The 18,603-nt window shown below is 72.3% G+C and carries 18 protein-coding genes; 2 read left to right on the top strand and 16 right to left on the bottom strand.

Annotated elements, in window-relative coordinates; genetic code table 11:
• Nucleotides 1–56: 56 nt before the first annotated feature.
• The 9 genes from tsaD to glmS all read right to left on the bottom strand — a co-directional run bounded on the left by tsaD (nucleotide 57) and on the right by glmS (nucleotide 7,989).
• Nucleotides 57–1,112 carry a tRNA (adenosine(37)-N6)-threonylcarbamoyltransferase complex transferase subunit TsaD gene (tsaD, locus tag LEL83_RS09730; RefSeq protein WP_225558655.1) on the bottom strand — a complete coding sequence of 352 codons (1,056 nt, stop codon included), beginning with the start codon at nucleotides 1,110–1,112 and terminating at the stop codon, nucleotides 57–59.
• Nucleotides 1,099–1,644, bottom strand: a complete 546-nt coding sequence (gene rimI, locus LEL83_RS09725; RefSeq protein ID WP_225558654.1) for a ribosomal protein S18-alanine N-acetyltransferase — start codon at nucleotides 1,642–1,644, stop codon at nucleotides 1,099–1,101. The genes tsaD and rimI overlap by 14 nt, the downstream gene beginning before the upstream one ends.
• The gene (gene tsaB / locus LEL83_RS09720; protein ID WP_225558653.1) at nucleotides 1,641–2,276 is read right to left on the bottom strand and encodes a tRNA (adenosine(37)-N6)-threonylcarbamoyltransferase complex dimerization subunit type 1 TsaB; all 636 of its coding nucleotides are present in this window, start codon (nucleotides 2,274–2,276) and stop codon (nucleotides 1,641–1,643) included. Before tsaB ends, rimI begins: the two co-directional genes overlap by 4 nt.
• A gap of 40 nt (nucleotides 2,277–2,316) precedes the next feature.
• Nucleotides 2,317–2,916 (bottom strand): NAD(P)H-dependent oxidoreductase, encoded by a 600-nt coding sequence (locus LEL83_RS09715; protein WP_225558652.1) that lies wholly within the window; start codon nucleotides 2,914–2,916, stop codon nucleotides 2,317–2,319.
• A gap of 69 nt (nucleotides 2,917–2,985) precedes the next feature.
• Nucleotides 2,986–3,501, bottom strand: coding sequence for a tRNA (adenosine(37)-N6)-threonylcarbamoyltransferase complex ATPase subunit type 1 TsaE (gene tsaE, locus LEL83_RS09710; protein ID WP_225558651.1), 516 nt, complete (start codon nucleotides 3,499–3,501; stop codon nucleotides 2,986–2,988).
• A complete protein-coding gene (alr, locus tag LEL83_RS09705; protein WP_198656972.1) occupies nucleotides 3,498–4,664 on the bottom strand; it encodes an alanine racemase in 1,167 nt (388 codons plus the stop codon). The genes tsaE and alr (LEL83_RS09705) overlap by 4 nt, the downstream gene beginning before the upstream one ends.
• A complete protein-coding gene (gene alr, locus LEL83_RS09700; protein ID WP_225558650.1) occupies nucleotides 4,661–5,764 on the bottom strand; it encodes an alanine racemase in 1,104 nt (367 codons plus the stop codon). The genes alr (LEL83_RS09705) and alr (LEL83_RS09700) overlap by 4 nt, the downstream gene beginning before the upstream one ends.
• The gene (locus LEL83_RS09695; RefSeq protein ID WP_225558649.1) at nucleotides 5,761–6,135 is read right to left on the bottom strand and encodes a holo-ACP synthase; all 375 of its coding nucleotides are present in this window, start codon (nucleotides 6,133–6,135) and stop codon (nucleotides 5,761–5,763) included. Before LEL83_RS09695 ends, alr (LEL83_RS09700) begins: the two co-directional genes overlap by 4 nt.
• Before the next feature lie 6 nt (nucleotides 6,136–6,141).
• Nucleotides 6,142–7,989: a glutamine--fructose-6-phosphate transaminase (isomerizing) gene (gene glmS / locus LEL83_RS09690; RefSeq protein ID WP_198656975.1), complete on the bottom strand. Its 1,848-nt coding sequence runs from the start codon at nucleotides 7,987–7,989 to the stop codon at nucleotides 6,142–6,144.
• A 70-nt stretch (nucleotides 7,990–8,059) separates the two neighbouring features.
• On the opposite strand from glmS, the gene LEL83_RS09685 reads away from it, so the two are divergent.
• Entirely contained in the window at nucleotides 8,060–8,545 is a 486-nt protein-coding gene (locus tag LEL83_RS09685; protein WP_225558648.1) for a glutathione peroxidase, read from the top strand.
• Between the two features lie 101 nt (nucleotides 8,546–8,646).
• Nucleotides 8,647–9,591 (top strand): type I pantothenate kinase, encoded by a 945-nt coding sequence (gene coaA / locus LEL83_RS09680; RefSeq protein ID WP_198656977.1) that lies wholly within the window; start codon nucleotides 8,647–8,649, stop codon nucleotides 9,589–9,591.
• Nucleotides 9,592–9,860: 269 nt separating this feature from the next.
• Here coaA and glmM read toward each other — a convergent pair whose 3' ends face one another.
• From glmM to rplQ, 7 genes are all read right to left on the bottom strand, one after another.
• Nucleotides 9,861–11,234 (bottom strand): phosphoglucosamine mutase, encoded by a 1,374-nt coding sequence (gene glmM, locus LEL83_RS09675; RefSeq protein ID WP_198656978.1) that lies wholly within the window; start codon nucleotides 11,232–11,234, stop codon nucleotides 9,861–9,863.
• A 22-nt stretch (nucleotides 11,235–11,256) separates the two neighbouring features.
• Nucleotides 11,257–11,742, bottom strand: a complete 486-nt coding sequence (gene rpsI / locus LEL83_RS09670) for a 30S ribosomal protein S9 (RefSeq protein ID WP_111083442.1) — start codon at nucleotides 11,740–11,742, stop codon at nucleotides 11,257–11,259.
• A gap of 38 nt (nucleotides 11,743–11,780) precedes the next feature.
• Nucleotides 11,781–12,227 carry a 50S ribosomal protein L13 gene (gene rplM, locus LEL83_RS09665; RefSeq protein WP_017885500.1) on the bottom strand — a complete coding sequence of 149 codons (447 nt, stop codon included), beginning with the start codon at nucleotides 12,225–12,227 and terminating at the stop codon, nucleotides 11,781–11,783.
• A 321-nt stretch (nucleotides 12,228–12,548) separates the two neighbouring features.
• The gene (locus LEL83_RS09660; RefSeq protein ID WP_225558647.1) at nucleotides 12,549–15,674 is read right to left on the bottom strand and encodes an ExeM/NucH family extracellular endonuclease; all 3,126 of its coding nucleotides are present in this window, start codon (nucleotides 15,672–15,674) and stop codon (nucleotides 12,549–12,551) included.
• A gap of 111 nt (nucleotides 15,675–15,785) precedes the next feature.
• Nucleotides 15,786–16,694: a tRNA pseudouridine(38-40) synthase TruA gene (gene truA / locus LEL83_RS09655; protein WP_225558646.1), complete on the bottom strand. Its 909-nt coding sequence runs from the start codon at nucleotides 16,692–16,694 to the stop codon at nucleotides 15,786–15,788.
• Between the two features lie 70 nt (nucleotides 16,695–16,764).
• The gene (locus LEL83_RS09650; RefSeq protein WP_225558645.1) at nucleotides 16,765–17,883 is read right to left on the bottom strand and encodes an FUSC family protein; all 1,119 of its coding nucleotides are present in this window, start codon (nucleotides 17,881–17,883) and stop codon (nucleotides 16,765–16,767) included.
• A 141-nt stretch (nucleotides 17,884–18,024) separates the two neighbouring features.
• A complete protein-coding gene (rplQ, locus tag LEL83_RS09645) occupies nucleotides 18,025–18,597 on the bottom strand; it encodes a 50S ribosomal protein L17 (RefSeq protein WP_198656982.1) in 573 nt (190 codons plus the stop codon).
• Nucleotides 18,598–18,603 lie beyond the last annotated feature (6 nt).

The following is an 18,603-nucleotide window of genomic DNA, read 5'->3' as shown; positions in this document are numbered from 1 at the left end:
CGACCGTCAGACGACCGGGAGCGGGTGGCCCCCAGCAGCGACGTCGCCGGACCGACTCAGACCTGGACGGTCGTCACCGGCAGGGTCGAGTCGGCGGCGATGCCGAGGTCGCTCGGCGCGTGCCCCTCGGCGACCAGACGCGCCCCGACCGCAGCGATCATCGCGCCGTTGTCGGTGCACAGGTCGAACGGCGGGATCCGCAGGCGCACCCCGGCGGCAGCACAGCGTTCCTCGGCGACCTGTCGCAGCCGGGCGTTCGCCACCACCCCGCCACCGAGCAGCAACCGGTCCACACCGGTGTCGCGGCAGGCGTTCAGGGCCTTGGTGAGCAGGACGTCGACGACGGCCTCGCGGAAGCTCGCGGCGACGTCGGCCACGGGCACCTCGCGACCCTCGTCGCGGCACCGCTCGACCCACCGCGCGACGGCGGTCTTGAGTCCGGAGAACGAGAAGTCGTAGCGGTGCGCGGCCATGTCCTTCGGCAACGTCAGGCCACGGGGGAACCGGATGGCCGTCGGGTCGCCGTCCGCCGCCGCCCGGTCGATCTGCGGACCGCCCGGGTACGGCAGTCCGAGCAACCGGGCGACCTTGTCGAAGGCCTCGCCCGCGGCGTCGTCGATGGTCTCGCCGAGCAGCTCGACGTCGCCGACCAGGTCCTTCACCAGGAGCAGGGAGGTGTGCCCGCCGGACACCAGCAGCGCCACCGTCGGCAGCTCGATGTCGCTACCGTCCTCGCGCAGCACGTCGGCGCCGACGTGCCCGACCAGGTGGTTCACGCCGTACAGCGGCTTGTCGGTGGCCACGGCGAGCGCCTTCGCTGCCCCCACCCCGACCATGAGCGCCCCCGCCAGCCCGGGCCCCGCGGTGACGGCGACGGCGTCGAGCTCGTCGAGCGTCACCCCGGCGCGGTCGAGCGCCTCGTGCAGGGTCGGGGTCATGGCTTCGAGGTGGGCCCGCGCGGCGACCTCGGGCACGACCCCGCCGTAGCGCGCGTGCTCGTCCATGCTCGACGCGATGACGTTGGCGAGCAGGGTGTTCCCCCGCACGATGCCGACGCCGGTCTCGTCGCAGCTCGTCTCGATGCCGAGCACCAGTGGTTCAGTCGCGCTCACCGAGGGCCTCCTGTCCGATGGGTCCGACGCCCGACGACCGCTCGGCGTCCGGGCCGGGCAGCTCCGCCCGCATCACCCACGCGTCGACGCCGTCCGGCTGGTAGTAGCGGGGGCGGGTCGCGATGTGCGCGAACCCGAACGCGGTGTACATCGCCTGCGCCACGGGGTTGTCCTCGCGCACCTCGAGGAACACCTCGCGCACGCCGCGACGCCGCGCCTCGTCGAGCAGTTCCGTGAACAGCACCCGGCCCAGGCCCTTGCCGCGCTGGTCCGCTGCGACCGCGATGGTCTGCACGTCGGCCACCGGGTTGCCGTCCAGCGACGAGAGTCCGGCGTACCCGACGACGAGCGGCGCAGCGGTGTCGTCGACGGTCTCGATCACGACGTAGTACCCGTGCGGCGAGTACAGCTCGCCCGACATCTGCGACGCCGACCAGGCGTCCGTCGGGAACGAGACGTGCTCGAGCCACATGATGTCGTCGAGGTCCTGCGGGTGTGCTCGCCGCAGGCGGAGCCCGTCCGGCAGGGTCACTGCTTCACCCGCTTGGGCGCTCCCGGCACGGTGACGTCGGGATCACGCAGGTACAGGGCCGTGTCCGGGTCGAACGCCGCGCCGGACGCGAGCCGGTCCGCGGCGAGCGAGCCGAGCCTCCAGGCCGGGATGGACGCGACCGTCACGCGGTCCCAGCCCACCGCTTCGGGCCGGGAGGCCCGGATCGCCTCGTCGAGGTCGGCGGGCCTGGCGAGTCCCGGGCCCGCGACGCGCGCGCCCGCCTGGTCGTAGGCGCTCCAGTAGACCTCGCGGCGGCGGGCGTCCGTCAGGACGACGAACGGACCGTCCCGCCGGCCGTCGCGCTCGTCGGCGGCGACCGCGTCGTGGCTGACGAGGGGCAGGACGGGGACGCCGCGTGCGGCGGCGAAGGTGCGTGCGGCGGCGATGCCCACGCGCAGGCCGGTGAAGGGGCCGGGGCCCGTGCCGGCGACGACGCCCGTGACGTCCGCGCCGGTGATGCCGGCCTCGGCGAGCACCTCGGCGAGGAACGGGCCGATCACCTCGGCGTGCCGACGGCTGTCCTCGGTGTCGCGGGTCGCGAGCGGCCGGCCGGTGGCCGGGTCGACGACGGCGACGGAGGTCCCGGCGGAGGTGTCGATCGCGAGCAGCACCCGTCCATCGTAGGCGGGGTGGGGCTCCCGCACCGCCGGGTCAGTCGACGGCGTCCGCAGCGATCGCGCGCCGGACCCGGTCGACCGCGACGGCCACCGCACCCTCGCGGACCGCCGCGTCGTCGTGCTCGGACTCGTGCACGAACGCGGTCACGCCGCGGTCGGCCCCGCAGAAGTCGACGATGCCGTGCTCGATCTGCGTCCGGAGCGCTTCCGCGTAGCCGTGGCGCTCGTAGACGCCGGCGTCGTCACCGGCGATCGGGACGAGGTGCACGGTGAGCCGGCCGAGGTTCCGACGCATCCCGCCCTCGGGTTCGACGTCGAAGGCCCAGCCGTTGACGAACACACGGTCGACCCAGCCCTTGAGCAGCGCGGGCATCGACCACCACCAGACCGGGAACACGAGCACCAGGTCGGTGGCGCGGTCGATCCGCTGCTGCTCGGCGACGACCTCGGGTGGGGCGTCCGTGCCGGTGCGGTACGTGTGCCGGTCGGCCAGGGTGAAGCGCGGGTCGAAGCCCTCGGCGGCGAGGTCGGCGGTCTCGACCGTGCCCTCCGGCAGCGCGGCCCGCAGCCGGTCGGCGACGTGGTGGGTCAGGGAGTCTGGGTCGGGGTGGGCGGTCACGATGAGCGTCGGCACGCCCTGATCCTCTCGACCGCGGCTGTGCGGCACCAGGGCGTGCGGGTACGCCGCGGATCCGTCACCGGGTCAGAGGACGACGTCCGTCCAGCGCGGACCGGTGGCGGTGACGACGACGCGCCGCGGCTCGTCGGGCACGTCGTCGGGGTCGAGGTCGTCGTCGCCGTGCTCGACCGCGTCCGCGCCGGTCGCCCGGGTGATCTCGACGTCGAGCACGCTCTCGCTGATGCCGTCGACCATCCCGCGACCCCACTCGACCACGACGATCGCGGCGTCCCAGTCGAGGTCGAGGTCGTCGAGCTCCATGGGGTCGGACAGCCGGTAGGCGTCCACGTGCACCAGGTCCGGCCCGGCCGTGGTCGGGTGCGTCCGGGCGAGGACGAAGGTCGGGCTGGAGACCTGCCCCCGTGCGCCGAGCGCCGCACCGAGTCCGCGGGTCAGCGTGGTCTTGCCGGCACCGAGCGGCCCGGTCAGCACGACCAGGTCGCCGGCACGCAGGACCGCAGCCAGCCGGGCGCCGAGCTCCCCCATCGCCTCGGTGCTGTCGACGGTCGTGTCGAGCAGCACCCGTGCCGGTTCGGTCACGGCCGCTCTCCCCGCAGGTAGGCGCCGACCCGCCCCTCGACCTCGTGGCCCTCGTAGACCCGGGGGACCCGGCTGCCGATGCGGCAGACGATCTCCTCGCCGATGGTCTCCAGCGCCGCGCCCCACTCGAGCACGGTCAGCTCGTCGTGTCCACCGGTGCCGAAGAGCACGACCGTGTCTCCGGTCTGCACGTCGTCGTCACCGACGTCCACCAGGAACTGGTCCATCGCCACGCGGCCGGCGATCGGGTACCGCTTGCCACCGATCGCGACCTCGATGCGTCCCTGCGCCAGGCGCGGGACGCCGTCGGCGTACCCGACGGGGACGAGCGCGAGGGTGGTCTCCGTCGCGGTGCGGTACGTGTAGTCGTACGAGACGCCGGTGTCGACCGGGACGCGCTTGGTCTTCGCGACCGAGGCGGTCAGTGTCATCACGGGCTCGAGGCCGAGGTCGGCTGCCGAGACACCGTCGGCCCCGGGGATCCCGAACAGGTTCGCGCCCATCCGGACCATGTCCTTGCGGAACTCCTTGCGTTCCAGCCCGGCGAGCGACGCGGCGACGTGCTCCGTCGGGATGTCGAGCCCGAGGTCCTCGGCGATCTCGACCGCGGCGTCGAACACCGCGACCGCGGCACTGTCGTCGCTGTCCGACGACTCCGCCAGGTGTGTGTAGGCGGCGACGACCTCGATGCGGCCGTCGCGCTGGGCGTCCCGCGCGAGCTCGACCAGGGCCGGCCAGTCCGACGCGGTCGCACCGTCGCGGTGCAGGCCGGAGTCGACGCCCAGGTGCACGCGTGCGGGCCGCTGGTCGACGGCGTCCACGATGCGCTGCAGCTCCGTGGCGTTCGAGACCCCGAGGTCGACGGCGGAGTCGATGGCGTCGCGGAAGTCCAGGTCGGGCGCGTGCTGCCACGTGAACAGGTGGACGTCCTCGCCCACGCCGATGGACCGCAGACGCAGCGCCGCGGGGACCGTCAGCACGCCGATCCATCGGATGCCGGCGTCGACCGCGGCGAGCGCGATCGGTTCGAGACCGTGCCCGTAGGCGTCGGCCTTCATGATCGCCATCACCTCGACGGGGTCCATCCACTCGCGGACCAGGTCGAGGTTCGCACGGTAGGCGTCGAGGTCGATGCGCGCCTGCCGGAGCGGTGCCGAGCTCACGTCGTCCTCCGTTCCACGCTGCGGCCGATCCGGGCGACCACCTCGTAGTTGATCGTGCCGATGGCGTCGGCCCAGTCCTCGACGGCGGGGTCGCCGTCGGCGGGGTCGCCCCACAGCACGGCCTCGTCGCCGACCTGCACGTCGGCGTCTCCGATGTCGACGTGCATGGCGTTCATCGCGACGCGACCGACCACGGGGAACGTACGGTCGCCGATGCGCACCGAGACACGGTTGCCGAGGTCGCGGTCGAAGCCGTCCGCGTACCCGAGACCGATCACGGCCAGGCGGGTGTCGGCCTCGGCTCGCCACGTGTACCCGTAGGAGACGCCGTCACCCGCACGGACCGGCACGGTGCGGAGCACGGCGGCGGTCACCCGCATCGCGGGCCGCAGCCCCAGGTCGGCCGAGGTGCGGTCGGCGAACGGGCTCAACCCGTACAGGGCGAGTCCGACGCGGGACAGGTCGTGACGGGTCTCCGGCACGGCGATGCTCGCGGCACTCGCGGCCAGGTGCACCACGTCGGGCACGATGCCGTTCGCCGCGAGGCCGTCGAGTGCCCGCTGCAGCGCGGCGTCCTGGTCGAGGTCGTCGGAGCGCGACGCGTTCGCCAGGTGCGACATGAGTCCCTCGACCCGGGTGCGGTTGCCGCCGCGAGCCAGGGCCCCGGCGGTCGCGAAGAGCTCGGCCCACTCGGACTCCACCGCACCGTTGCGGCTCAGCCCGGTGTCGACGCACAGGTGCACGGCGCGGACGTCGGAGTCGGCGGCGGCGGACAGCTGCTCGACGCTCGACACCGCCGGGGTGACGTCGTACTGCGCCGCACGGCGGAAGTCCTCGTCGGGGGCGTGCAGCCACGCCAGGATGCGCACGCCCTCGTCGATGCCGCCCTGCCGGAGGGCGACGGCCTCGTCGATGTCGGCGACCCCGAGCCACTCGGCGCCCGCGTCGACGAACGCCTGCGCGGCGGCGAGGGCCCCGTGTCCGTAGGCGTTCGCCTTGACGACGGCGATGACCCCGGCCGGGGCGACCCGCTCGGCGATCGTCGCGTAGTTCTCGATCAGGGCTCCACGGTCGACCGTGATGCCGGTGAACGCACTCACTGCTCTGTCCCCTCCAGGACCACGAACGCGGTCGCGATCCCTCCATCATGCGAGAGCGACAGGTGCACCGAGGTCACGCCACGCGCATCGGCCACCCGCCGCGCACCCTGGTGCAGCGTCAGCGACGGGTTCCGCTGGTCGTCCGAGACGACCTCGAGGTCCTGCCAGCTCAGCCCCGCGCTCGACCCGAAGGCCTTGATCAGTGCTTCCTTCGCCGCGAAGCGTGCCGCGAGCGACGCGATCGGCCGGGGTTCGCCGTCCCGGACCTGCTCGGACGGCGTGAACAGCCGCGCCCGCATCGCCGGCGTGCGCGACAGCACCCGTTCGAACCGCTCCAGGTCGACCACGTCGACCCCGATGCCGATGATCACGTCCGACTACTCGACGGTGACCGACTTCGCGAGGTTGCGCGGCTGGTCGACGTCCAGGCCCTTGGCCGCGGCGAGCTCCATGCCGAACATGTGCAGCGGTGCCACGGCGAGCAGGGGCTCGAACAGCGGGGTCGCGAGCGGGATGCGCAGGACCTCGTCGGCGAAGGGCAGCACGGCGGCGTCGCCCTCTTCGGCGATGGCGATCACCCGGGCACCGCGGGCGCGGATCTCCTGGATGTTCGAGACGACCTTCGGGTGCAACGACCGCGGGTCGCGGGGCGACGGCACGATGACGAACACGATCTGGCCCGGCTCGATCAGCGCGATCGGGCCGTGCTTGAGCTCACCGGCGGCGAAGCCCTCGGCGTGGATGTACGCGAGCTCCTTGAGCTTGAGCGCACCCTCGAGCGCGATCGGGTACCCGACGTGACGACCGAGGAACAGGACGCTGCGGGTGTCCGCCATCCAGCGGGCCAGGTCCTTGATGCCGGCGGCGTCCTCGATGGTCTGCTGCAGCTTCGGCGCGAGCCCCTCGAGCTCGGCGACCTGCTCGGCGATCTGCTCGGTGGTGAGCGTGCCGCGCAGCGTGGCCAGGTGCAGCCCGAGCAGGTAGAGCGCGACGCCCTGGGCGATGAACGCCTTGGTCGACGCCACGGCGACCTCGGGCCCGGCGTGCGTGTAGATCACGGCGTCGGACTCGCGCGGGATCGTGGCGCCCTGCGTGTTGCAGATCGACAGGACCTGGGCGCCCTGCTCGCGGGCGTACTTGACGGCCATGAGCGTGTCCATGGTCTCACCGGACTGGCTGATCGAGACGACGAGCGTGCGGTCGTCGAGCACCGGGTCGCGGTAGCGGAACTCGTGCGCGAGCTCGACCTCGACGGGGACGCGGGCCCACTGCTCGATGGCGTACTTGCCGAGGATCCCGGCGTACGCAGCCGTGCCGCAGGCGATGACGATGACGCGGTCGACGGTCGCCAGGCGCTCGGCGATCGGGTCGAGGTCGGTCAGGGTGACGGCACCGTCGTGCACGCGGCCGAGGATCGTCTTCGCGACGGCCTCGGGCTCCTCGCTGATCTCCTTCGCCATGAAGGAGCTCCAGCCGCCCTTGTCGGCGGCGGAGGCGTCCCAGTTCACCTCGAACTCGGCCGGCTCCGCCGGGGTGCCGTCGAAGTGGATGACGTCGACGCCGTCGGGGCGGATCGTGGCGATCTCGTCCTGCCCGATCGACAGCGCCCGCTGCGTGTGGGCGACGAACGCGGCGACGTCGGAGCCCATGAAGTTCTCGCCGTCGCCGAGCCCGACCACCAGGGGCGAGTTCCGACGGGCGCCGACCACGACGCCGGGCTGGTCGGCGTGCACGACGAGGAGCGTGAACGCGCCCTCGAGCCGCTGCACGGTCTGCTGCATGGCGGCGGTCAGGTCACCGGTCTCGCGGAACGCCCGTCCGACCAGGTGCGCGGCGACCTCGGAGTCGGTCTCGCTGCGGAACTCGGTGCCCTCGGCCTGCAGTTCGGCGCGGAGCTCGGAGAAGTTCTCGATGATGCCGTTGTGGATGAGGGCGAGCTTGTCGCCGTCGGCCAGGTGCGGGTGGGCGTTGCCGTCGGTCGGGCCACCGTGCGTCGCCCAGCGGGTGTGCCCGATGCCGGTCGCGCCGTCCGGGATCGGCGACGACTCGAGCTCGTCGACCAGGGCCTGGAGCTTGCCGGCCTTCTTGGCCGACACGAGGTCTCCGGCAGGGTCGACCACGGCGATGCCCGCCGAGTCGTAGCCGCGGTACTCGAGGCGACGGAGGCCACCGAGGAGGACGTCCTGGCTGCTGTTGCTGCCGACGTAGCCGACGATTCCACACATGGGATCGATCCTACGGTCTGGCTGGACGCCGACCCTGCGAAGTCCCGGGGGTGGGGATAACGTTTCGACCATGGGACGCTTCGACGACATCGCCATCACCACCCTGCACGGCGAGCAGACCACGTTCGGCGCCTGGGCCGACAAGGCGGTGCTGGTCGTGAACGTCGCCTCCCGCTGTGGCCTCGCCCCGCAGTACGAGCAGCTCGAAGCCCTGCAGAAGGAGTACGGCCCGCGCGGCTTCACCGTCCTGGGGTTCCCGAGCAACCAGTTCCTGCAGGAGCTCGGCTCGTCCGAGGCCATCGACGAGTACTGCTCCACCACCTGGGGCGTGACGTTCCCGATGTCCGAGAAGGTCAAGGTCAACGGCAGGGGCGCGCACCCGCTGTACCAGGCGCTCAAGGAGACCCCGGACGCGTCGGGCAAGGCCGGCCGCGTCAGCTGGAACTTCGAGAAGTTCCTCGTCGGCCCGGACGGCACCGTCACCCGCTTCCGTCCCACGACCACGCCGGACGCCCCCGAGGTCGTCGCCGCCATCGAGGCGGCCCTGCCCGCCTGAGCGCGCCCGTCGCGCGCAGCGCGGGTGTCGGACGGGAGGTCCGCCCCGCGTGAGCCGGTCGGCTCACGTGCTGCGGGCCTCCCGTCTGTACGCTCGATCCCATGCCGCTCTCGGAGACCGCCGTCGCGCACCCGACCCCCTTCGTCGAGATCCCACGGGACGACTGGTCGCAGCTCGCACCGAAGGAGCACCTGTCGCTCACGGAGACCGAGATCGTGCAGCTGCGCGGCCTCGGCGACCGGCTGGACATGCAGGAGGTGCAGGAGGTCTACCTGCCCCTGTCCCGCCTGCTGACGCTGTACGCCGCCGGAGCGCGGGACCTGCACGCGTCGACGTCGGCGTTCCTGGGCGACCGCGCCGGACGCACGCCGTTCGTCATCGGCGTCGCCGGGTCGGTCGCCGTCGGCAAGTCGACGGTCGCGCGACTGCTGCGGGAGCTGACGAAGCGCTGGCCGGACACCCCGCGCGTGGAGCTCGTCACGACCGACGGGTTCCTGTACCCGAACGCCGAGCTCGAGCGGCGCGGGATCATGGACCGCAAGGGCTTCCCGGAGTCGTACGACCGCCGGTCCCTGCTGCGGTTCGTCAGCCAGGTGAAGAGCGGGGCGACCGAGGTGCGCGCGCCGTACTACTCGCACCTGGTCTACGACATCGTGCCGGACGCCGAGATCGTCGTGCGCCAGCCGGACGTCCTCATCGTCGAGGGGCTGAACGTGCTCGCGCCGCCGGTGCACGGGCGGCTGGCACTGTCCGACCTGTTCGACTTCACGATCTACGTCGACGCGAAGACGAAGGACATCGAGTCCTGGTACGTCGACCGGTTCCTGGCCCTGCAGGAGGAGGCGTTCTCGAGCCCGGACTCGTTCTTCCACCGGTTCGCCTCGCTCTCACGCGAGGACGCGGTCGAGACGGCGACCCAGGTGTGGCGGGCGATCAACGAGCCGAACCTGATCGAGAACGTGCTGCCCACCCGCTCCCGCGCGACCCTGGTGCTCAAGAAGGGCGCGAACCACAAGGTGAACTCGGTCCTGCTCCGCAAGATCTAGCCCGGGCGGGGGTGCGCGCTGGCGCGGGCGCGGGCGGTGCGGGCGCGGGCTCGCGGGCGCGGAGTCGCGCCCCGGCACGGTCATCGCGCCCCGAAGAGCCGGGGCGCAACGACCGCAGCGGGGCGCGGGCGCGGCGCGGGGCCGGTTCGGATGCGCCCCGCACAACTAAAGTCCGTCCGAACCACGCAAAGGTGTGGTTCGAACGGACTCCGGTTGTGCGAAGTGCGGCTGCGCCGCGCCGCGCCGCGGGGCTGCGCCGCCGCGCCGCCCTACGCGGCGTCGAGCGCCAGGCGCTCGCTGACCACGGCGGCGAGCTCCTCGGCGATGCGCTGGGCGTCGTCCTGCGAGGCGGCCTCGACCATCACGCGCACGACGGGCTCGGTGCCCGACGGCCGGAGCAGCACGCGGCCGCTGTCGCCGAGCGCCTCGGTGGCGGCGGCGATGGCGTCCTGCACGCCCTGGTCGGCCAGCCCGTGCCGGTCGACCCCGCGGACGTTGAGCAGCACCTGCGGGAACACCGTCATGCACGAGGCGAGCTCCTGCAGGGACTTCCCGGTCCGCGCCATCTCGGCGACCAGGTGCAGCCCGGTCAGGATGCCGTCGCCGGTGGTGGCGAACTCGTTGAAGATGATGTGGCCGGACTGCTCGCCACCGATGGAGTAGTCGCCCTCGGTCATCTTCTCGAGCACGTAGCGGTCACCCACGCCGGCCTCGATCACGGTGATGCCGGCGTCGGCCATGGCGCGCTTCAGCCCGAGGTTCGACATGACCGTCGCGACGAGGGTGTCGTCCTGCAGGCGGCCGCGCTCCTGCAGCGACAGCGCGAGGATCGCCATGATCTGGTCGCCGTCGATCGCGTTGCCCGCGGCGTCGACCGCCAGGCAACGGTCGGCGTCACCGTCGTGCGCGATGCCGACGTCGGCACCGTGCTCGAGCACCGCGCGGGCGAGGTTGTCGATGTGCGTCGAACCGACGCCGTCGTTGATGTTCCAGCCGTCGGGGTCGGCACCGATGAGCGTCACGCGGGCCCCCGCGTTGACGAAGACCTCGGGCGAGACGCCGGCGGCGGCACCGTTGGCGCAGTCGAGCACCACGTGGATGCCGTCGAGCCGGTGCGGCAGCGTGCCGAGCAGGTGCACGACGTAGCGGTCCTCGGCGTCGGCGAACCGCGAGATGCGCCCGACGTCGATGCCGGTGGGCGTCGGTGCGGAGTGGTCGTGCATGGCCGCTTCGATGCGGTCCTCGACCTCGTCCGGCAGCTTGCGACCACCCGTGGCGAAGAACTTGATCCCGTTGTCCGGCGCGGGGTTGTGCGACGCGGAGATCATCACGCCGAAGTCGGCGTCGATGTCCGCGACGAGGAACGCCGCAGCGGGGGTGGGGATGACCCCGGCGTCGAGCACGTCGACGCCGGCAGAGGCGAGCCCGGCCGCGACCGCGGCACCGAGGAACTCACCGGAGACGCGCGGGTCGCGCGCCAGGACCGCGCGGGGGCGCGGTCGGCCGGACGCCCGGCGGGCGTCCGCATGGTGTCCGTGCGTGAGCACGGCCGCGCTGGCCTGGGCGAGACCCAGAGCCAGCGCGGCCGTCAGCTCGCCGTTGGCGAGTCCACGAACACCGTCGGTACCGAACAGACGCGGCATTGCGATCGGGTTCGCTGAGCGACTAGCGCTTCGAGAACTGCGACGCCTTGCGGGCCTTCTTGAGACCGGCCTTCTTGCGCTCGATGACGCGGGCGTCACGGGTGAGGAAGCCGGCCTTCTTGAGGGTCGCGCGGTTGTTCTCGCGGTCGATCTCGTTCAGGGTGCGGGCGATGGCGAGACGGAGCGCGCCGGCCTGACCCGAGGGGCCGCCGCCGGTGATGCGGGCGACGACGTCGTACGAGCCGAGGAGCTCGAGCACCTTGAACGGGTCGTTGATGAGCTGCTGGTGCAGCTTGTTCGGGAAGTAGTCCTCGAGCGAGCGGCCGTTCACGACGAACGTGCCCGAACCGGGGACCAGGCGGACGCGCGCGATGGCCTCCTTGCGGCGCCCGACGGCACCGCCGGAGACGTTGAGGATCTGACGGGGAGCGGCCTCGGCAGCGGCGGGTGCGCTCTCCGTGGTGAAGCTCTCCGGGGTCTGGTCGAGGGAGTCAGCGATCTGAGCCATGAGTTTTGTCTGTGTCCTTGAAGTCGTCGTGGCCGGAACTACTGTGCGACCTGGTCGAAGATGTACGCCTTGGGCTGCTGCGCTGCGTGCGGGTGCTCCGCGCCGGCGTAGACCTTCAGCTTCTTGAGCTGCTCGCGGCCGAGGGTGTTCTTCGGCAGCATGCCGCGGATCGCCTTCTCGACGGCGCGGGTGGGGTGCTTCTCGAGCATCTCCGGGTAGGAGGTCGCCGTGAGGCCGCCCGGGTAGCCCGAGTGGCGGTAGTAGACCTTCTTGGCGAGCTTGGAGCCGGTGAGGGCGACCTTGTCCGCGTTCACGATGATGACGTAGTCACCCATGTCCATGTGCTGGGCGAAGGTGGCCTTGTGCTTGCCGCGCAGGAGCGCCGCGGCGTGGGTGGCGAGACGGCCGAGGACGACGTCGGTCGCGTCGATGACGATCCAGTCGTGCTGGACGTCTGCCGGCTTCGGTGAGAACGTGCGAGTCACAGGAGTGCTGCTTTCGTGTCGAGGTGAGGAGTCCGTGAATCCCACTCCGGTCGGACGTTCCCCCTGCAGAAGCAGGCGGAACACCTCGGTTGGAGGGCTCATCTGACTGTCCGGCGCACGGGGCGCACAGACCAAGGTGAGAGCCTAGCCGACGCGGCTCGCGTTGTCGAACGTGACCGCCTGTCGGCCGGGAGGCGCGGTGCGGTCCCGCCCCGCACCTCCCGGCCGTCCTCCGCTCGCCACCACCGCACGTCGTGAGCAGGAATGCTCGGGTCGCACACGGCGACCCGACCATTCCTGCTCACGAAACGCGCGCGGGGGCTACTCCGCGGTCGCGGCCTTCCGACGACGGCGGACGATCAGCACGCCCGCACCCGCCGCGAGCAGCAGGAACGCCACCAGCGCACCAGCACCCACGCCCTCGGCACCCGTGAACGCCAACTGCCCGTCCGTCGTGATCGTGATCGGGGTCCACCCGAACAACGACTCGTCCGCAGCCGTCACCGCCAACCGGTGCACACCCGGCACCGTGTCCGCCGGGATCGTCACCCGGACCGTGCCATCCGCCGCCACCACGGCCGTACCGATCAGCGTCGGCGACGAGTACAACCACACGCGCACCGTCTCACCAGCAGACGCAGTGCCGACCGTCACCGTGATCGTCTCCCCCGCACGAGCCGTCGCCGGCGCCGAGATGCCGCCCCGGTTCGCCTCCGTCAACGACGACTCCGACGGCGCCACCGGAACCGACGGGGTCGGCACGACGCTCGGGGGCATGGTCGGGGTGGGCAGCGGGGTGATCCCGTCGCCCGGCGAGACCGGCGTCGGCGACGGCGCAGGCGTCGGGTCCGTCCCCGGACCCGGGGTCGGACCAGGCGTCGGGTCCGTGCCCGGGCCCGGCGTCTCGGCGTCGTCCACGTCGAAGCCGACCAGGATCGGGTCGTGGTCGCTCGCCCGGTACACGTCGTCGGTGTACAGGTCGGAGACGTTCGAGTTGTGCCGGCTGTACTCCAGGCCCACCGACTCGACCGAGTTGATGTTCCAGATGTCCACGCCCGTGACCGTCTCCAGCGCGGAGGGCGACGCGAGGACGTGGTCGAGCGAGCCGCTCAGCCCGGAGAACACGTACGAGTACTCGGTACCGTCCAGCGCCGGGCCGAGGTCCGTGTAGCCGGCGTCGTCGAGGACCACCATCGGGTCCTCCTTGCTGTAGGCGTTGAAGTCGCCGAGCATGAACACCTTGTCGGTGCCGTACTGCTCCTGCATGTCGGCGGAGAAGGTCACGAGGGCCTCCGCCTGCGCCACGCGGGATGCGTTCGACGCGCCCTGGCCGTCGCCCTGGTCCGCGTTCTCGCCGGTGCCGGACCCCTTCGACTTGAAGTGGTTCGCGATCACCAGGAAGTCGTCGTCCGCCGTGCCGCCGACCGGACGGAAGGCGTCGGCGACGGGCTGGCGGGCGTTCGTGAACGCGTCGTCGAGCAGGATCGTGGATTCGCCGACGGGTGCGACGCCGTCCCGCTTGTAGATGAGCGCGAGGCGGATGACGTCCTCGCTCGCCGGCACGACGGCCGGGGACTCCGCGTACGCCCAGGTGTCCTCGCCGGTCGCGGCGTTCAGGGCCTCGACGAGCGTCGCCACGGCGGCGTCGCGGTCCTGGCCGAAGCGGGCCGAGTTCTCGATCTCCTCGAGCGAGACGACGTCGGCGTCCAGGCCGTTGATCGCCTTGACGATCTTGACCTGCTGGCGCAGGAAGTCCTCTTCCTCGGCGGCACCGCGGGCGTCGCAGCCGGAGTTCACGGTGACGGGGTCGCCGGCGCGGTCGGTGTAGTACGTGCAGCCGGTCAGCTGGTCGCCCGTGGTCGGGAAGTAGTTGAGCACGTTGAACCCGGCGAGCTTCAGGTCACCGCCGACGTCCTGCGGCAGCGGCTGCCGCACGTTCGAGAACGACGCGGGCAGGTCCGCCGCCGGGGTGGCGCCCGTGATCGGCGCGGTCGGCTGGAGCTTCCACCCGTTGTTGCGGTAGTCCAGGACGACGGGCGCCGAGAACGTGGCCCCGGCACCGACGGTGACCGGGCCCTGCGTCAGCCAGGACACCGGGATGCCCTTGTTCGCCTGGCTCAGGAAGTTCGTGCTCGCACCGTCGTCGAGCGTGACCTTGCGTGCGGCGTTGTCGGCCTCGACGGCCTTCGCCTCGGCGCTGCCCGGTCGGCCGACCTCGGTCGGCTGGATCAGCCGCTTCGTCCCGCTGGCCAGCACGACCTCGCCGTACTGGTTCGTCGTGTAGTTGTCGGCGACCGTGTAGGCGCCCTGGGGTGCGACGAGCATGCTCTCGAGCGACTCGCGCTGCGCGTCGGACGACGGGAACGCGACCGCGGCGGGCTGCGGGGCGACGACGGCGCCGGGGAGCTGCTCGAGCGATGCCGCGTCCGGGACCGTGAGCTCGGTCAGGCCGAAGTACTCGGACACGGCACCGGTGACGCGGACGTGGTCGCCCTGCTGCACCAGGCCGGCCGTCGCCGACGAGAAGACGAACACGGCGTCGGACGCTGTGCGGGACCCGAGGTCGATCGCACCGCCGGTGCCCGGGGTCTGGATCGTGTAGCCGTTGAGGCCACCGGTGGCGTAGACCGCGGTCACGACACCGTCGGTGGTCACGGTCTTCCCCGCGTACGGCGAGGTGTCGGTGGCGCCCTGCAGCTGCGCGATCGTCACGGTCTCGGCCGGGGTGCCGGGCGCGGGGCTCTCGCCGTCGCCCGGATCGGTCGGCTCCGTGGGCCCGGTCGGCGCCGTCGTCTCACCCGCGGCGTTGCGCGGCGTGAGCGTCGTCGTCACCGAGAAGTCGGCGGCGTTGTCGTCGGTGTCCGTGGTGCCCTGGCGCACCAGCCCGTTCGGCACGGCGTTCCCGCCCTCGACGGTGCGGACCGCGCCCTCGGAGGTGTTCGAGGCGCCGTACCCGAGCAGGTCGACGACACCTTCGGTACCGGTGGCGACCGGGCCGGCGGCGAGCGCGAGCGGCGCGGTGGCGTCGGAGAGCACGAGCGTGCCGGTGGTGCCGGAGGGGTTGAGCGACGCGGTGTCGTCGGCGGTCGGCAGGTCGGCGCCGACCGCGTTCGCTCCCCCGTTGCCCGCCATCGACACCAGGAAGGTGCCCTTCGCAGGCACGGTGCCCTCGAGCGCGCTGGCTGCGAAGGTGCCGGTGCCCGTCGCCGAGCGGTACTGCAGCGACCACCCGTCGAGCGAGACCGGGGCGTCGGTCGGGTTGCCGATCTCGACGAACTTCTGGTCGTAGAAGGCCCCCGTGCTCCCCGCCTTCAGGTAGGCCTCCTGGATGACGAGGTCGGTGCCCTGCGGGTTCGCGGTGGCAGCGGTGACGGTGACGAGTGGTGCGGCGAGGAGTGTCGCGGCGACCGTGGCGCACAGCACAGTGCGTCCGTGGAGCTTGGGCATGCTGACCTTCGGTGAGGGACGGGTGACCCTCGAACGCTAGCGACCTGCGCGGTCGCTCAGGTTTCCGGCGGGTGAACGATCCGTTCCACCCGCGTTCGGGGTGCGTCGCGGTCAGGACCCGACGGCACCGTCCTCCGTGCGGCGGGCCCGGGTCTGCTCAGCGCGACCCGCGAGTTCATCGTCGGCCGGGTACCCCACCTCGGTCAGGGTCAGCCCCCTGGCCGGTGCCGTCTTGAACGCACTCGTCCGCGTCCGGGCGACGCGCAGCTCCTCGAGACGGTCCGGCCCGAAGCGGCCCTCGCCGACCGCGATGGTCGCGCCGACCATCGCACGCACCATGGAGTGGCAGAAGGCGTCGGCCTGGAGGCGCGCCACCAGCACGCCGTCCGGCTCGCGGTCCCAGCGGAACTGCTGCAACGTCCGGATGGTCGTCGCCCCCTCGCGCGGCTTGCAGAAGGTCGCGAAGTCGTGCAGCCCGAGCAGCGTCAGCGCACCGCGCTCCATCGCTGCCGGGTCGAGCCGCGCCGCGTGCCAGACCGTGTGCCCACGCCGACGCGGATCGCGCGGCGCGTCGGCGTCCGCGATCCGGTACTCGTACCGTCGCCAGAGCGGGGAGAACCGTGCGTCGAACCCCTCGGGCGCGAGCGAGGCGCCGGTGACGACGACGTCGCCCTCCGGTCCGGCGATGCCGTTCACCCGCTTGACCAACCCGTCGAGCGGTGCGCGCCCCGCCCCACGCTTGGCCGTCAGCGCACCCCACTGCTCCGCGCTGAGGTCGAGGTGCGCGACCTGTCCCGTGGCGTGCACGCCGGCGTCGGTGCGCCCGGCGACGGTGAGCAGCGGCGGTTCCCCCCAGCGGGTGAACACCGTCGCCAGTGCGCTCTCGAGCGCCCCCTGCACCGTCCGGAGCCCGGGCTGCCGGGCCCACCCCGAGAACGCGGCGCCGTCGTAGGCGATGTCGAGCCGCAGCCGCACACCGGGAGCGCCGTCGTCGTCCTGCACCGCGACCGTCTCGTCCACGCGACCACCGTACCGGCGACGACCCGCGCCTCCAGACCGGCGACCGGTGCGGTGACCGGGCGCTGCGTCGTCAGCCGCGCGGGCGACCGAACGCCGACGGTCCGGTGCGGGTGTCGAGGTCGTCCGTGGCACGCCGTTCGGACTCCACGATCCCCTGCAGCGCCACGAGGGCCGCGGCCGTCACGGCGACGTGCGACGGGTTCTCGCGCGAGGCGTCGAGCGCCTGCTCGAGGTCCGCGATGGCGGCGTCCGCTTCCTCCTCGGGCGACTCGCCCCGGATGGTCGCGGCGATCTGGCGCAGCGCCGTCGCGATCGGGGACGCGAACGCCGGGTCGGGCCGGCCGAGTCCCTCGGACACCGGGCCCGATCGGGCGACGAGCTCGGTCAGGTCGGTCGTGTACCAGGCGACCCGCTCGAGCGCACGGAACCGCGCACCGTCCTTCTGCAGCCGGGCCCGCGACCCGCGCAGCGCTCCGCGCGGGTTGAGGCGTCGGCTCTCGTGGGCGATCGCCACGCGCGATCGCACGTCGGCGATCGCCTGGTCGAGCCGGTCCTGCTGGTGGTCCCACGCCTTCTCGTCCCGCTTGCCCTCCTCGAGCACCGAGGCGAGCCCCTGCAGGTGGTCGGCGAGCACGCCGTTGACCGCGTCGATGCGGTGCTCGGCGTCCCAGAAGTGCAGCGGCGGGAACACCAGGAAGTTGACGAGCAGCCCGACCACGACACCGACCGCCATCTGCACGAGGTACCCGAACGAGTAGCCCTCGGCGTGCGCGCCGCCGACGAGCAGGACGAACAGCGCCGCCGTGGAGACCCACGAGCTGCCCTCGCCGAGCACCCGGAACCCGCCCACCAGGACCCCGACGCCCACGGCCAGGGCGATCGCGAGGAACCCGGGGTCGCCGACCCACATCGTGAAGCCGGCGATCAGGATGCCAAGCGCGATGCCGATGAGGGTCTGGACCCCGCTCCGGATGCCCGCGAAGACGGTCGCCTGCATCGCGACCACCGCGCCGAGCGGGGCGTAGTAGGGGTACTCCGCAGCAACACCCGGCATGTACTGCGCGACGTACCACGCGATCACCGCGGCGGTCGCGGCCTTGGCGGCGTGCAGCAGACGCGGTTGTGTGCCGGACGTCCGGCTCCACCGCCACAGACGGGTGCCGAGCCCTGCCACGTGCTGGAACGCCATGCTTTCCTTCCCTGTGCCCCGCCCGGTCACGGTACCCGTGGGCCGAGCCGACCGGTGTCAGCTGTGGAACGCGAGGAAGCCCCCGCGACGCTGGGTCGCGGGGGCTTCTTCGTGGTGGTGCGGTGCCCGTCCGGGCAGCGACTACTTGGTGTCGTCGGCCTTCTCGGCGGCGTCGGCCTCGACCTCGGCGGCAGCCTCGGTCTCGGTCTCCGACTCGACCGGAGCGGACTCCTCGGTGGTCTCGGTCTCCTCGACCGGGGCCTCCTCGGTGGTCTCGTCGGCGGTCGGCTCCTCGACCGGAGCGGCAGCAGCAGCCGGAGCCGCGTTGCGCTTCACCGGCGCGGGGGTGCTCGAGACCGGCTCGAGGACGAGCTCGATCGATGCCAGCGGGGCGTTGTCGCCCTTGCGGAAGCCGAGCTTCGTGATGCGGGTGTAGCCGCCCTGGCGGTCCTCGACCTGCGGGGCGATCTCGGTGAACAGCGTGTGCACGACGGACTTGTCGCGCAGGATGCTGATCACGCGACGACGCGCGTGCAGGTCGCCACGCTTCGCGAAGGTCACGAGACGCTCGGCGACGGGACGCAGGCGCTTGGCCTTCGTCTCGGTGGTCGTGATGCGACCGTGCGTGAAGAGGGCGTTGGCGAGGTTGCTCAGGAGCAGGCGCTCGTGGGCGGGACCGCCACCGAGGCGGGGGCCCTTGGTGGGCTTCGGCATGTCAGT

Source organism: Curtobacterium oceanosedimentum (genome assembly GCF_020297365.1).
In the GTDB taxonomy this organism is placed as follows: domain Bacteria; phylum Actinomycetota; class Actinomycetes; order Actinomycetales; family Microbacteriaceae; genus Curtobacterium.
This window is presented reverse-complemented; position numbering and strand designations above follow the sequence as displayed.

What these genes read in the sequence shown, in the direction of transcription:
- rplQ (WP_198656982.1), bottom strand. Translation starts at nt 18,597, where the DNA reads ATGCCGAAGCCCACCAAGGGCCCCCGCCTCGGTGGCGGTCCCGCCCAC.
- LEL83_RS09660 (WP_225558647.1), bottom strand. Translation starts at nt 15,674, where the DNA reads ATGCCCAAGCTCCACGGACGCACTGTGCTGTGCGCCACGGTCGCCGCG.
- LEL83_RS09685 (WP_225558648.1), top strand. Translation starts at nt 8,060, where the DNA reads ATGGGACGCTTCGACGACATCGCCATCACCACCCTGCACGGCGAGCAG.
- rpsI (WP_111083442.1), bottom strand. Translation starts at nt 11,742, where the DNA reads ATGGCTCAGATCGCTGACTCCCTCGACCAGACCCCGGAGAGCTTCACC.
- glmM (WP_198656978.1), bottom strand. Translation starts at nt 11,234, where the DNA reads ATGCCGCGTCTGTTCGGTACCGACGGTGTTCGTGGACTCGCCAACGGC.
- LEL83_RS09650 (WP_225558645.1), bottom strand. Translation starts at nt 17,883, where the DNA reads ATGGCGTTCCAGCACGTGGCAGGGCTCGGCACCCGTCTGTGGCGGTGG.
- glmS (WP_198656975.1), bottom strand. Translation starts at nt 7,989, where the DNA reads ATGTGTGGAATCGTCGGCTACGTCGGCAGCAACAGCAGCCAGGACGTC.
- coaA (WP_198656977.1), top strand. Translation starts at nt 8,647, where the DNA reads ATGCCGCTCTCGGAGACCGCCGTCGCGCACCCGACCCCCTTCGTCGAG.